The organism is Streptomyces sp. NPDC127108, assembly GCF_042677545.1.
Lineage (GTDB): Bacteria > Actinomycetota > Actinomycetes > Streptomycetales > Streptomycetaceae > Streptomyces.
The window spans coordinates 19,060-32,137 of the sequence record NZ_JBHXTE010000051.1 but is presented as its reverse complement, the minus strand read 5'-3'; the positions used below and the strand labels follow the sequence as shown (position 1 = coordinate 32,137).

Sequence of the window (13,078 nt, the reverse complement as noted above, 5' to 3'; positions counted from 1 at the left end):
AGGGTCAGCTTCGGGCGCCGTCGGAAGGAAGTGCGGCGAGTACGGCCGGCGGTGCGGTGACCGCGAGGGCGAGCGGAGGGACGGCAGCCTCGACCGCGTCCGCGACTGCGGACGTGAGCGGGAAGGAGGTGTGCCGGAACATGTGGACGATCATTGCCGACGCCCTGGTCCGCGTCGAATCATTTTCCGTGACACACCGGCCACACAGGGAAGTTGCGGCGCTTCAGCCCCCGATGTTCCTCAGCGCCTCACGCACGGACAGGGGCGCGAGGACCTCGCGGTGACGCGCGACGAAGTCCCGTACGGCGTCGGGGTCCGTCTTCGCGTACTCCCGCAGGCACCAGCCGATGGCCTTGCGGATGAAGAAGTCGGGGTGGCGTGCCTGTCGTTCGCAGTACGCGAAGAGGCGGCCGGTGTCCGTGGCGTCCTTGTAGCGCAGTTGGTGGAGGAGCGCGGTCCTGGCCGCCCACAGGTCCTCGTCCTCGATCCAGGCGTCCATGTCGGCCTTGAGCGCGGGGTCGGCGGCGACGAGGCCGCCCACGACGTGCGCGGCGAGCGCGTCGACGGTGTCCCACCACGGGCGGGTCGTGACCAGATGCCGGGCGACGGGCAGGAAGCCGGACGAGCACCGCCGCACGTGGCGCCGCAGGTAGTCGACGGCGAAGTACTGGTACTCGCGCTCCGGCAGCTCCCAGCAGCGCAGGGCGATCGCGGCGCAGTCCGCCTCGTCGGGGCGCGGCGTCCCGGCGAGGACGTCCCGGTGCAGGGCGCGCCGCACGGGCGAGGTGAGGCCGAGGAACGGCGCGATGTCCTTCATGTACGCCCGCATGTCCGCGGCCCGGTCCGGATCGGCCGCTTCCGCGTAGTGTGCGGCGAGCCGTTCGAGGACGGTGTCGGCCAAGGGGCTCGACGGCACTGTGACGCTCATGAGACGCACCATACGGCGATCAGTCACATCGGTCGGTTAGTCTCCCCGGATGCTCGATACCGCCGCCGCCCCGACGCCGGGCCTCGCCGTGCGCTGCACCCGGGTGCTCCTGTCACCGTGGTCGCGGCTGTCCCTGCTCGTGCTGATGCTGGCCGCGGCCGGTACGGGCGTGCTGCTCTTCGAGCCGCAGCGGCTGCTCTCGGAGGGCTGGCCGCCACAGCTGAGCGGCACCGCCGCGGTGTGCGCGTTCGCGCTGGCGTACGGCATGTGCACGGTCGCGTTCGTGCCGCGGCCGCTGCTGAATCTGGCGGCGGGCGCGCTCTTCGGCTCACAGGCGGGGATTCCCGCGGCGGTCGCGGGCACGGTCCTCGGCGCCGGGGTGTCCTTCGGGCTCGGCCGGGTGCTCGGGCAGGACGCGCTCCGGCCGCTGCTGCGGGGCCGCTGGCTGAAGGCGGCCGACGGCCAGCTGAGCAGGCACGGGTTCCGCTCGATGCTGGCGGTGCGGCTCTTCCCCGGCGTGCCGTTCGCCGCCGCCAACTACTGCGCCGCCGTGTCCCGCATGGGCTGGCTGCCGTTCCTGCTCGCCACCGCCCTGGGCTCGATCCCCAACACTGCGGCGTACGTCATAGCGGGCGCCCGCGCGTCGACGCCGACGTCGCCCGCGTTCCTGATCGCGATGGGGTTCATCGCGGTGACGGGTCTCGGGGGCGCGGTGGTGGCGTGGTGCAAGCGGCATCGGCTGCGGGGCCGACACTGAGGCAGGGCGTCCACCCGGTCGCCGTCCCCGCCCCCCTCCCGGCGCCCCGTGCGGCCCCGTCGGCCACCGCCCGGACACCCGGAGCGACGGCCCTCACACGAGTGATTCATCTTGTGCCGCTACGCTGCCCCCCGTCGAGGCCCGTGATCGCCCCTCCCGGCTCATCGCACGACCCCGCGCACGCCCGCATCACGCCTCGCCGCTCCTGGTCCCCCGCCCACGCTTCTGACCGCCACCGCACGGGTCAGCACCCGATCAGTTACTGGACGGCGCAGTTTTCATGTCTTGGCTCGAATCGTTCATCCTCGGACTCGTCCAGGGACTGACCGAGTTCCTTCCGATCTCATCCAGCGCTCATCTGCGACTGACCGCGGCGTTCGCGGGCTGGCACGACCCGGGTGCCGCCTTCACCGCGATCACCCAGATCGGCACGGAGACCGCTGTCCTGATCTACTTCCGCAAGGACATCGGGCGGATCATCAGCGCCTGGTTCGGCTCGCTGATCGGCAAGGTGCCGCGCTCGGACCACGACGCGCAGATGGGCTGGCTGGTGATCGTCGGCTCGATCCCGATCGGCGTCCTCGGCATCACGCTCAAGGACCAGATCGAGGGCCCGTTCCGCGATCTGCGCCTCATCGCCACCACGCTGATCGTCATGGGCATCGTCCTCGGCATCGCCGACCGCCTCGCCGCCCGGGACGAGACCGGCGGCAAGCACCGCGCCGTACGCGAACGCAAGAGCCTGAAGGAACTGGGCGTCAGGGACGGCCTGATCTACGGCGTCTGCCAGGCGATGGCCCTCATCCCCGGCGTCTCCCGCTCCGGCGCCACGATCAGCGGCGGCCTGCTCATGGGCTACACCCGCGAGAGCGCGGCCCGCTACTCCTTCCTGCTCGCCATCCCCGCCGTCCTCGCCTCGGGCGCGTACGAACTCAAGGACGCGGGCGAGGGCCATGTCTCCTGGGGCCCGACGGTCTTCGCCACGATCATCGCCTTCATCGTCGGATATGCGGTGATCGCGTGGTTCATGAAGTTCATCACCACCAAGAGCTTCATGCCGTTCGTCTACTACCGCATCCTGCTCGGCATCATCCTGTTCATCCTGGTGGGCGCGGGCACCCTGAGCCCGCACGCGGGCGAGTCGGCGGGGTAGCGGCACGGATTTCGCGAGGTTCGGCCGTCGGCGGTCCGTTCGGCGGCCTTCAACTGGTGACCGTGCGTAGTCACTTTGGCCTCATGTGTCCCTCTGCTACCTAAAACGGCGATCTGGGCACGTTGTGTAGGCAAGGGGGGCGCTTTTTCCGTCCGTTGGGTGCACGCTGGTCGTACGGGCGTTTCCCCGGGCGGCTGCCGCCGGCTCGTCGGCGGGGGCGGCGGCCGCGAGGTGCGAGGACGTGGCGGCTCCCCCTCCGCCGGGCGTCCTCGCACCGTTGCCCTCTCCTCGGGGGCGGGCGGGAACCTCCCCCGAGGAGAGGAGGAGCCGGGACCGCGGTGTCCGCTGCCTGGAGCGCGGCCCCGGCTGCCTCATCCCCTCTTTCGTGCGGCGTCCGTCAGGAACAGCCGCCCGTCAAGGACCGTCGGCCCGCAGGGCAGCCGGTCGTCGGAGATCGCCGCCCGACCGCGTCCCCCGGGGCAGGGAAGGCGGGTGCGGCTGCATGGCGAGTCCTGGGAAGTCCGTGACAAGTCCTGGGAATTCCGTGAGCAGCCCGTGGGACCTCGTGCAAAGTCCGTGGGAGGTCCGTGGGAAATCCAAGGGGCTGTTCCTGGGCGATGCCCATGCCTCGGTGGCCGCGTCCTGACCATGCCTGTACCCACGGTAGTCAAACCAGTCCGCGCAGTGAAGACCGCTGCCGCAAACGGGAGGCAATTCCTCCGCGCGCGGCCACCCCACGCGGGTTTCTGTCTCCGGTGGCCTCGACTGCCCCAGGAGTAAGCCCATGGGCTCCGCCGACCACGGGGATCTGCCCGCCGGGCCCGCACCGCAGCACATGGTGCTCGCCGCTCAGGACCGGCCCGGTCAGCGTGAGGAACCGGACGTCCACCGTGACGTCCAGGCCCCGCACTCCCGCCGCGTGGCGGCACTCCCCCACTTCGTCGGTCGCGACCACCCACCGGGGCCGCCCCAGCGCCGTGACCGCCCGGACCGCGCGGCGGACACCGCCGTCGTCCGCGTCGTCCGCGTCATCGGCCTCCAGGACGACCAGTTGACGGGGAGCCACCACGGGCGGCAGCGCCCGTGCGACCGGCCCCTCGTCCGACACCAGTGCCACCGGAGCCCCGTCCCGGACCACCAGGCCGACCAGTTCCACGTACGGACGCCCGCGCCGGGCCACCGCGAGGCGCCCCGTCCAGGCCCGGGCCAGCACCTCACGGCACTCGGCCTCCGTCATACGGCGCACGCTCCCCACAGTCGACCTCCTCGTGCCGCCGCGGCCCGGGAGGGCGCGGACGGACAGGGACGACACCCCCGCGAGGGGGCGAGCCGGGGTCCGGGGCAGTGTCCACCGTCGGCTCCCTGCCCGGGGCGGGCGGGGCCTCGACGCTTCGGTTCCTGGTTCTGTCGGTTCCTCCCTTCTCTTATACGCGGTCCGGCTCCGCTTACACCCCGCCCGGAGGAAGAACGGTGGGCCCTGCGCCAGGACTGGCCGACAAGTCCGCACCGGTGTGCGGCCCTTGCGGCTCGCGGGACATCGGGCGCCCACGGATGCGTACGGGCCCGCCACCCGAAGGCGGCGGGCCCGTGGCAGGAGTACCGGGCGGAGCGATCAGCAGCTCATGCCCCACGTGTGGGAGTCGCCGTCGTCATTGGCCGCGCCGTTGTAGTTGACCTCCTGCCCCGGCGTCAGGCAGATGGTCATGTGACCGCCCTGGCCAGAGCTCGAGTACACCTTGACGTGGTCCTTGATGCCCGGCCCCGAGATGCCGTGGTTGGCCCACGAGGAGTCCTCGTCCGCGATGTAGCTCTCCCACCAGCCGTCGTCCCCGGACCAGTTGGCGCGCTGGCCCTTGTAGTCGCTGTGCTCCCAGGCGCAGAACTCGCCACTGGGGCAGTCGGCGGCTCCGGCCGGGGTTGCGACGGCGAGACTTCCGGTCACCAGGAGTGCCGCGGCCATGCCGAGGAGGGCCCGCCTGACGGTCCTTCCCCTCGACGCGGGAGCGGGGACCGGGGCCGGCTCGGGAGCGGAGGCGTACTTCGTCGTCATATCGGGCTGTGGCCTTTCTGTTGGGTGCGGTTGCTGTGCGGGGAGGGTTGCCGAGCGATGGCCGTCAGGCGGCCTGGCAGCCTTCCGTCTTGTCGGAGACGCCGTCGATCCGGGAGCCCCAGGACCAGTTGTCGCTGAAGTCGTACGGGCGGATCAGGCGGTAGTAGCAGGTGTCCCGCACCCAGTCGATCGCGTACAGGTTCTGGTTCGCGTCCGAGCGGAAGGAGACGGTCTTGTCGTGGTGGGATTCCGGCACCTCGGCGTAGCCCGGGGGGCGGTAGCACCAGCCCGTGCCGTGCTGGCCGGCCTGGGTCCAGAAGCACACCTCCCCGGGGCCTCGCTCGACAGCGCCGGCGCCGGGCGCGGACGCCGACGCGGGGGCTGTCGAGACGATCGCGGGGGCCAGGGCGGCGAGCAGGGCAGTGGACAGGGCGAGTCTGCGGAGCATGGCCACCTTCGGGTCGCTCATCGTGTCGCTGGGGAGCCCCCGCCCGTGGACCGGGACGTGGGCACGGCGATGCTGCCCCCGCGCGGAGTCATGCATTCCGCCTGTCACCCGAAGGTGTGGAAGAAGGTGTTGGCGTCGGTGTCGCGCCTCCTACGCCACCCGCGGCGACCGGCCGTGGACCTGGCTGCCCCGCCGTCTGCCCCGGGCCGGATGGCGGCCCCGGTGCCCGCCCGCCGTCTGGGCGAGCGCGTCGAGATGGGCCTGGACGTACGGCACGGCCACATGCTCCAACTCGCCCTCGATGAAGGCGGGCTGGACGTTGACCTCGAAGACGACCCCGCCGTTCTCGACGGCCAGGTCGACCCCGGCGAAGGGCAGCCCGACCGACGCGGTGGCGGCGACGGCCAGTTCGGCGAGGCGGCGCGGCAGGTCGCGCGGGGCGATGAAGGTGGCACTCGCCCCTTGGCAGGTGTTGCAGGGGGTGTCCGGCGCGGGCTGGATGTGCTCGCGGGCGTGGATGACGCGGCCGCCGAGGACGAACACGCGGAACTGGTGCCGGTGGCCGTCGGCGGTGATGTTGCCCGCGTCGCGCGAGAGCAACCAGGCGCTGCGCCGACGCGCGTAGTAGTCGGCCGCCTCCGCGAGACCGCCCGCGGAGGTGACGTGGAAGGTGTCGCTGCCGCCGGTGCCGACGACCGGCCTGGCCCAGGTGTCGCGGCCGAGCCGGTCGAAGGCGGCGACCGCCTCGTACGCGCTCGGCCGCACCAGGACCTCCGTGTCCATCTGCGCGATGCCGTCCCGCTGGAAGTGGGCGACCGTGCGGTCCTTCTCCGTGGCCGTCCGCCACGCCGTCACCCCGGCGCCCAGGGTCACCGCCCGGTGGTGGGCGAGGAGACGCTGGAACCCGGTGAGGGAGCGGCGCCGGTGCGGCGGGATCTCGTACAGCACGACCACGTCGGGCACCACCTCCAGACCCTGGTCGGGCACGTCGAGGCGTAACCGGATCCCGTCGCGGTCACGGACACGGCCGGTGCCGCACGGGGCGAAGTGGTGGGAGTCGATGCGGTGGGGCGGGGCGCCGGTGAGGAGTTCCACGGCGCGGGCCAGGTAGTCCCGGCACCCCTCGGGGGACGTGGGATCGGTGATCAGGGCGACGCACGGTCCGGACACGGCTGCCTCCTGCGGCTCTCGGCGCGCACTCGGTCCACGCGCACGTCGTGGCGCGGGCCCGGGCAGAGGTCACGGCGGGGCGGGGCCGGGCCGCGGCAGCGGGTCACCGGGTCCCGTACGACGCCGCGTCCGCGCCCGCCGGTCGTCCCGACGGTGGCGGGCCGGGGCGACGCCCGGCCGGGGGTCCCTCGTGACCACGGGACGGGGCTGCGCCCTCCCCCGATACGTGCCGCGGGGCCGTGGCCCCGTGTGCCGTTTCCGTACTCGGTTCCGTGTCCCTGCTCAGTGCCGTACTCGGATTCCGTGCTCGGTACCGCAGCGCCATGGGCCCCACACTGTAAGCGCGGGCAGGACCCCCGGCCAGTGCGCAGGCGCGCCGGTCTGACGCGCCCGGTCTGCGCCTCGTGCGCCCGGTGCGCGCCCCTCCCGCGCGTGGTCCGCGCCGACCCGGCGCACCTGTCCCTACCAGGGCAGCGGCCCGTCGGCGGCGAGGAAGCCACCGGTGGGTCCTTCGGGGCCGATCCGTGCCATGCGGACGATGATCCCGGCACCCTCCGCACGGCGTCACCGCGCCTCCGGGCGCCGTCGCCGCGCCTTACGAACGTCCCCCTCCGGTGGGACGCTCACAGCGACCGCCGTGCGGGGCGTCCGGGCGCACGGCGACGGGACCGCACGTGCGCTGGGGGGATCTGCCATGGATCGTCTGCTCGCCAGTCAACGGCTGGACGTCGGGGACGAATTGACCTCACGCAACGGACGGATACGCCTCGTCCTGCAAGGAGACGGCAACCTGGTCCTCTACCGCACGGACGACGACGTCCCGCTGTGGGCCTCCGACACCTGGCAGCAGCCCGTCACCCGCGCGGTGATGCAGCACGACGGCAACTTCGTCCTCTACTCGGAGGAGGACAAGCCCTACTGGGCGACGAACACCGACGGCAACCCTGGCGCCCTGCTCGTGGCGCAGGACGACGGGAACCTCGTCCTGTACGCCGACTCGGGGGCGGCGCTGTGGGCCTCGGACACCGTGCAGCGCTTCGGGCCCGCCGCCGTGCCCGGGTTCCTCCCCTCGACCAGGGCCCCGCTGTTCGGCAACAACCCGTGGCCGCCCGGGACCGCGCTCCAGATCGCCGTGTTCGGCCTCCCCGTGACCTCCGTCGACGTGACCAGGATGGGGCTGTGCGGCGGCATGTCGTTCCTGGCCAGGGACATCTTCGAGAGCGGCACCCCGCAGCTGCGCGGCCGGTCGTCGCGCGAGGTCCCCGTCGAGCTGGCCCAGCACATCCTCGCCCGGCTGCTCGACAGCTTCATGGGACCCGATGTGGTCAAGCGCTGGCTCGGCGACACCCAGGCACTCAGCCACGACACCTGGTTCTGGGGGCACGGCCTCTTCCGCCGCACCCTCGCCGAGGTCCCGGCGATCCTCGACGACATCGACAACGGCGTCCTGTGCCCGCTCGGTCTCGTCCTGGTCCGCTCCTACGCGCCCTGGGACGTCTTCCTGAACCACGTGGTCCTCGCGTGGGGGTACGAGCGGCACGGCGACGTGCTGACGCTGCGTACGTACGACTGCAACCACCCCGGCGAGGACGACATCGTCATCCAGCTCGACATCGGCTCCCCGACCCCCGCCAAGACGATCACCACCAACGGAACCAGCGACGACGGCACCCCCGGCGAGATCCGCGGCTTCTTCCGCATCCCCTACACCCACGCCGACCCCTCCCCCGCCTACATCGACGGCGCCACCGTCGGCGCCACCGCGCACCCGCCGCCCCGGATGGCCCCGGGTGCCGGCGCCCAGGTGACGCTGACGGCGACGAACACCGGCTCGACCAGCTGGGCCGCGCGCGACTCGCACCGCCTCGGCAGCCAGGCCCCGCAGGACAACACCCTCTGGGGGACGGGCCGGGTGAACCTGCCGAAGGCCACGGTGGATCCCGGTGAGCGGGTCCAGTTCCGGTTCACCGTGACGGCACCGGGCACCCCCGGCCGCTACGCGTTCTGCTGGCAGATGCTCCAGGAAGGGGTCACCTGGTTCGGCCAGGCCAGTCCTCGGATCACGGTGGCCGTCGGCGCGACTTCCGGGGTGTGCGACCAGTTGCACGCGCGGTACGTGGAGCTCGCCGAGCAACTCGACGACGTACGCAGGCAGATACAGCAGATCGACTGGAGCGATCCGTACGAGGCGCGGCGGGAGCAGGGCAAGCTCGTCCGGCGGGCCGAGAGCCTGCGCAAGCATCTCGACACGGTGGAGAGGGACGAGCGGACGCACGGGTGCGCGCCCAGCTGAGATCCGGGCCCGACGTTCACATCGGGAACGACCGCAGCCGCACCTCGCCCTCCGGCCACGGGGCGGCCTCTGTTCCCGCCCCCAACGGCGTCCACATCGTCCGCAGCGGCATGACCACCGGCCCGTCGGGCTGCCGCACGTGGACGTCGCCCGTCAACGCCCGCCAGCCGAGCCGGTCGTAGAGGGCGACGAGGGGCGGGCGGCAGAAGAGCAGGGCGTGCCGGGGGCCCATGGTGCGGGCGTGGTCGAGCGCCGCCGTGAGGACGGTCCGCGCGAGGCCCCGGCCGCGCAGGTCGGGCGCGACGGCCACGCCGCCGACGCCGATCACCTCCGTGGCGCTCCCGCCGATCGTGAGCGGCAGCCTCAACAGGCCCGCGTGGGCCACGAGTCGGCCCGTCTGAGACCTGACGCCGAAGTGCTCCTCCTTGGGCAGCCACGTCAGGCCGGTCTCCGCGACGCCGAACGGGTCGGCGCCGTCGCCGAGTATCTCGTTCTGGTCGGCCCGGGAGTACGCGGCCAGCCGGATCGCGGTCAGGGCCTCGAATTCATGATCAACCATGTCCGCATGATGCGCGGCGGACGGGTGCGCGGACAAGTGCGGACCCGTCGCGTGGACACGTACGGACCGGTCGCGCGGACAAGTGCGGACCAGTGAAGAGCGCGACACGAGGCAACCCCGGTACGCGCGTTGTCATCCTCCAGGTCCGGGGCCCAGTGATCTCTTCAGGGATCCGGGGTGACTGACGAACAGGATGAAACCGGAGGAATGTCTTGATCCATGTCCCGCGCTCGGTGACCGCCGCCGCGGCGGTCCTCGCGCTGGCGGTGGGGGTGCCGGGCCTCGCGCACGCGCAGCCGTCCGCCGACCGAATACCGCCCGCTTCACCGAGACCCGCCACGTCGCCGGAAGACCCCACACCGCCGGGAGAGACCGAGGGCCAACTGCCCAAGGGATGGCGGGTCGACGGTTCCGGCGCCCGCAAGGAGCTGGTCTGGCACGCCCCGGAGACGGTGCCGATGGGCGACTCCCGGGTCGAGTTCTACTCCGGCGACCGGCTCCTCGGCGTCCCCGTGCCCCACGACGACCAGCGGACCTTCCGGCTGCGGCTCGACGACACGCACGTCGGTCCCGCCGCGGAACTGCGGGCGCAGGCCGGCGGCCGGCGTCTGGACGAGGGCGCCAAGGACGCGCCGCGGATCTCGCCGCCCGCCGCCTCCGCCGAGGAGTCGGCCCCGCTGCCCGCGAACCGCGTCGACCCTGGCGTGCCGGGCAAGTACCGCACGGTGAGCGGTGAGTACACCCAGAAGTCGGTGCGCCTGCCCGGCTTCCGCGCGCCGGTGGAGATGCGCGGCACCGTGGTCGGGCCGGTCGACGCCCCGGGCAAGCGGCCGCTCGCACTGTTCCTGCACGGCCGCCACTACACCTGCTACAACGCCCGCGGCGACCAGGACGGCGGCTGGCCCTGCAAGGGCGGCATGAAGCCGGTGCCGAGCCACCGCGGCTATCTGCACGACCAGAAGCTGCTCGCCTCGCAGGGCTACGTGACGGTGTCGATCGCCGCCAACGGCATCAACGGCCAGGACGACGTGGCCGAGGACGGCGGCGCCGAGGCCCGCTCCTCGCTGGTGCGTCAGCACCTGGGCCGCTGGGCCGACTGGGCCGCGGGCCGCGGCGACGTGCCCGCGGCCGTGCGCGCCACCGCGCCCGCCGACCTGTCCCGCGTCCTGCTCGTGGGCCACTCCCGGGGCGGCGAGGGCGTCAACCGCGCCGCGCTCGACAGCCTGGCCCCGCCGCCCGCGGCCGAGGACGGGGCTCCCGGCCCGGCGCGCTGGAACATCCGCGGCACCGTCCTGATCGGCCCCACGATCTTCGGCCAGAACCCGGTGCCGGACGTGCCGTCGATGACCGTCCTGCCGGGCTGCGACGGTGACGTGTCCGACCTCCAGGGCCAGATCTACGCCGACGGGACGCGCGGCGTCAGCCGTGGCACGGCCCTGCACAGCGCGGTCTACGTGGTCGGCGCCAACCACAACTTCTTCAACAGCGAGTGGACGCCGGGGCAGGCCAAGGCGCCCGCGAACGACGACTTCAGCTCCGGCAGCAGGCCCGACGCGGTGTGCGCCAAGGGCAAGGACACGCGTCTGACCGCCAAGCAGCAGCAGAAGGCGGGCTCCACGTACATCGCGGCGGCGGCCCGGCTCTTCGTCGACGGTGACGACCGGGTGCGCCCGCTGCTCGACGGCGCCGGCCGCCGCGCTCCCTCGGCGAAGCCCGCGCGCGTGCTCACCCACGCCGTCGGCGGCAACCGCACCCCCGCGTTCGTGCCGAGCTCCTCGCTCGCCGTGACCGGCGGACGGCTGTGCGCCCAGGTGGACCGCAAGGCGTCCCGCTCCTGCCTCGCCCCCGACGTGCGCGGCGCCTCGCCGCACTTCGCGGCCTGGGGCCCCTCGCCGGAGGCGGGACGCCACGCGGTCGCGATGCGCTGGACGCAGTCCGGCACCCCGACGAAGGTCCGACCGAAGAAGCCGGTGTCCCTCGCGGGCGCCGACAAGCTGGCCCTGCGCGTGATCGTGCCGCCCAACACCAAGGGCACCCGCCTCGACGTCACCGTCACCGACGCCTCGGGCCACCGGGCGAAGCTCGGCCAGGTCAGCGTGGACGGCCTTCCGGGCACCGAGATGACCGCCTCCTACTGGGGGCGCGAGGTGCGCGTACCGCTGTCCGCGGCCGCCCGCGCCGGACTCGACCTCAAGCAGGTCACGTCGCTGGAGCTGACCCCGCGGAACCGGTCCGGGCGTGCCTGGCTGATGGACGCGTGGGGTTGGCGCCCGGGCACTCCGGACGCCGGGACCGCCGACCTCGCGCGGGTCGACATCGGCCGGCTCAAGGTCGACGAGGGTGACTCCGGGGTGCGCGAGTACCGGGTGCCGGTCCAGGTCTCCGGGCACGGCACCGGCAAGGTCCGTCTCTTCGTGACCGACCCGCGTACGCACAAGACCACGAGCAGGACCGTCACGGTGCGCCCGGGCGGCGACGCCGTCGAGGTGCCCGTCACCGTGCGGGGCGACAAGCGCTACGGCACCGACACCTCCCACGAGGTCATGGCCAAGGCGGTCAGCGGCGCGGTGGTCGGCTCCCACCAGGGCGGTGTGCTCGTGCGCAACGACGACCCGATGCCCAAGGTCAGCGTGAAGCCGGTCGCGGACCGGGTCACCGAGGGCAAGGCCCTCAAGTGGCGCGTCACGCTGTCCGAGACGGCCGACACCGACATCGAGGCCGCATTCGAGCTCCGCCGGGTGACCAGCGGCACCGAACTGTCCACCAAGGACGTCGACAAGCGCTGGCTGAAGGACACCTTCGACCGGTCGCCGAACCCGGCACGCCGTCTGTCCAAGGTGTCGGAGATGCCCTACGTCCCGGCGGGCATCGCCGCGGGCAAGCGCAGCGTCGAGGTGTCCGTGCCCACCGTCAAGGACCGGGTGCGGGAGTCGAAGGAAACCGTGCGGCTGCGGCTGCTCACCTACGACCAGTCGTGGGAGCCGCACTTCGGCCCGACGGTCACCGGGACGGTGCGCGACCCGGCGTAGCCCGGCCGCGCGCCGCGTCCCAGGCGGCGGCGTCCGCGCCGCCGACGAAGTGCACGTCGTACCGGTCCTGTTCGGGCAGGAGGCTGTCGAACGTGTCCAGGCCGTGCTGTATGCGGCCGAGGGCACGGAAGTAGCCGAACCGGTCGACCCCCGGTGTCAGGACCGCGAGCAGTTCGGCGGTCGTACCGGGCGCCGCGCCGAACGCGTGCGGCATCCCGGGCGGGATGACGACGAGACCCCCGCGGGTCACCGTCGTCATCCCGCCGTCCAGGGAGAACTCCACGGCCCCGTCGAGTACGTGGAACAGCTCCGTCGACCGCGCGTGGAAGTGCGGCCGCGCGCCGTCCGCGCCCGCGCCGAGGGTCAGCCGGTTGGCTCCGAGGGCGCCGCCGGTGTCCGCGCCGTCGGCCAGCAGGTCGAAGCCGCCGCCGTGCGGAAGGGGCACGTGCTCGGCGGACCCGGCCCGCACCACGAGGGCGCCGGGCCTGTCCGGGGCTGCCGGGGTGTCCGGGGTCGCCTGCTGCGTCATGGTCCGTGTGCTCCTCTCTTCCGGTCCCGTCGCGCGGGGCGACGAGACCGGGCGGCCTTCTCCGTAGCTCCCATTCGATCCGGGGAAGAAGCCGCGAACCAGAAGCAGTTGTTCCCTGCAGAAATCACCGATCGTGATGAATCGGCGCCGCAGGAGGAACCC

Annotated in this window: 11 protein-coding genes; 4 read left to right on the top strand and 7 right to left on the bottom strand. The window is 72.8% G+C overall.

Translation table 11 applies throughout. From position 1 onward, the window contains the following. Positions 1–223: 223 nt before the first annotated feature. Positions 224–928, bottom strand: a complete 705-nt coding sequence (locus ACFVHO_RS33535; protein ID WP_385723083.1) for a DNA alkylation repair protein — start codon at positions 926–928, stop codon at positions 224–226. A gap of 49 nt (positions 929–977) precedes the next feature. On the opposite strand from ACFVHO_RS33535, the gene ACFVHO_RS33530 reads away from it, so the two are divergent. Beyond that, the gene (locus tag ACFVHO_RS33530) at positions 978–1,685 is read left to right on the top strand and encodes a TVP38/TMEM64 family protein (protein ID WP_385723080.1); all 708 of its coding nucleotides are present in this window, start codon (positions 978–980) and stop codon (positions 1,683–1,685) included. Between the two features lie 280 nt (positions 1,686–1,965). Then, positions 1,966–2,838, top strand: a complete 873-nt coding sequence (locus ACFVHO_RS33525; RefSeq protein WP_385723077.1) for an undecaprenyl-diphosphate phosphatase — start codon at positions 1,966–1,968, stop codon at positions 2,836–2,838. Positions 2,839–3,505: 667 nt separating this feature from the next. On the opposite strand, the gene ACFVHO_RS33520 is transcribed toward ACFVHO_RS33525, so the two are convergent. The 4 genes from ACFVHO_RS33520 to ACFVHO_RS33505 all read right to left on the bottom strand — a co-directional run bounded on the left by ACFVHO_RS33520 (position 3,506) and on the right by ACFVHO_RS33505 (position 6,506). After that, complete coding sequence (locus ACFVHO_RS33520) at positions 3,506–4,075, bottom strand: hypothetical protein (protein ID WP_385723073.1); 570 nt, start codon at positions 4,073–4,075, stop codon at positions 3,506–3,508. 375 nt (positions 4,076–4,450) lie between these two features. After that, complete coding sequence (locus ACFVHO_RS33515) at positions 4,451–4,798, bottom strand: peptidase inhibitor family I36 protein (protein WP_385723070.1); 348 nt, start codon at positions 4,796–4,798, stop codon at positions 4,451–4,453. A 154-nt stretch (positions 4,799–4,952) separates the two neighbouring features. Then, positions 4,953–5,357, bottom strand: coding sequence for a hypothetical protein (locus tag ACFVHO_RS33510; protein WP_385723067.1), 405 nt, complete (start codon positions 5,355–5,357; stop codon positions 4,953–4,955). Between the two features lie 129 nt (positions 5,358–5,486). Further along, positions 5,487–6,506 (bottom strand): RimK family alpha-L-glutamate ligase, encoded by a 1,020-nt coding sequence (locus tag ACFVHO_RS33505; RefSeq protein ID WP_385723064.1) that lies wholly within the window; start codon positions 6,504–6,506, stop codon positions 5,487–5,489. A 694-nt stretch (positions 6,507–7,200) separates the two neighbouring features. Between ACFVHO_RS33505 and ACFVHO_RS33500 the strand changes: the two genes are divergently transcribed. Continuing rightward, positions 7,201–8,799: an NBR1-Ig-like domain-containing protein gene (locus ACFVHO_RS33500; RefSeq protein WP_385723061.1), complete on the top strand. Its 1,599-nt coding sequence runs from the start codon at positions 7,201–7,203 to the stop codon at positions 8,797–8,799. A gap of 16 nt (positions 8,800–8,815) precedes the next feature. On the opposite strand, the gene ACFVHO_RS33495 is transcribed toward ACFVHO_RS33500, so the two are convergent. Continuing rightward, the gene (locus tag ACFVHO_RS33495) at positions 8,816–9,358 is read right to left on the bottom strand and encodes a GNAT family N-acetyltransferase (RefSeq protein WP_385723059.1); all 543 of its coding nucleotides are present in this window, start codon (positions 9,356–9,358) and stop codon (positions 8,816–8,818) included. 212 nt (positions 9,359–9,570) lie between these two features. Here ACFVHO_RS33495 and ACFVHO_RS33490 point away from each other — a divergent pair, with 212 nt between their 5' ends. After that, positions 9,571–12,387: an alpha/beta hydrolase family protein gene (locus ACFVHO_RS33490; RefSeq protein ID WP_385723056.1), complete on the top strand. Its 2,817-nt coding sequence runs from the start codon at positions 9,571–9,573 to the stop codon at positions 12,385–12,387. Here the strand turns inward: ACFVHO_RS33490 and ACFVHO_RS33485 are convergent. Next, positions 12,359–12,916 (bottom strand): cupin domain-containing protein, encoded by a 558-nt coding sequence (locus tag ACFVHO_RS33485; protein ID WP_385723053.1) that lies wholly within the window; start codon positions 12,914–12,916, stop codon positions 12,359–12,361. The two genes, ACFVHO_RS33490 and ACFVHO_RS33485, sit on opposite strands and share 29 nt — an antisense overlap. Positions 12,917–13,078 lie beyond the last annotated feature (162 nt).

Excerpts from the sequence above, each read along its gene's own strand:
- ACFVHO_RS33485 (WP_385723053.1), bottom strand. The coding sequence starts at position 12,916 with ATGACGCAGCAGGCGACCCCGGACACCCCGGCAGCCCCGGACAGGCCC.
- ACFVHO_RS33520 (WP_385723073.1), bottom strand. The coding sequence starts at position 4,075 with ATGACGGAGGCCGAGTGCCGTGAGGTGCTGGCCCGGGCCTGGACGGGG.
- ACFVHO_RS33535 (WP_385723083.1), bottom strand. The coding sequence starts at position 928 with ATGAGCGTCACAGTGCCGTCGAGCCCCTTGGCCGACACCGTCCTCGAA.
- ACFVHO_RS33510 (WP_385723067.1), bottom strand. The coding sequence starts at position 5,357 with ATGAGCGACCCGAAGGTGGCCATGCTCCGCAGACTCGCCCTGTCCACT.
- ACFVHO_RS33525 (WP_385723077.1), top strand. The coding sequence starts at position 1,966 with ATGTCTTGGCTCGAATCGTTCATCCTCGGACTCGTCCAGGGACTGACC.
- ACFVHO_RS33515 (WP_385723070.1), bottom strand. The coding sequence starts at position 4,798 with ATGGCCGCGGCACTCCTGGTGACCGGAAGTCTCGCCGTCGCAACCCCG.
- ACFVHO_RS33500 (WP_385723061.1), top strand. The coding sequence starts at position 7,201 with ATGGATCGTCTGCTCGCCAGTCAACGGCTGGACGTCGGGGACGAATTG.
- ACFVHO_RS33530 (WP_385723080.1), top strand. The coding sequence starts at position 978 with ATGCTCGATACCGCCGCCGCCCCGACGCCGGGCCTCGCCGTGCGCTGC.
- ACFVHO_RS33495 (WP_385723059.1), bottom strand. The coding sequence starts at position 9,358 with ATGGTTGATCATGAATTCGAGGCCCTGACCGCGATCCGGCTGGCCGCG.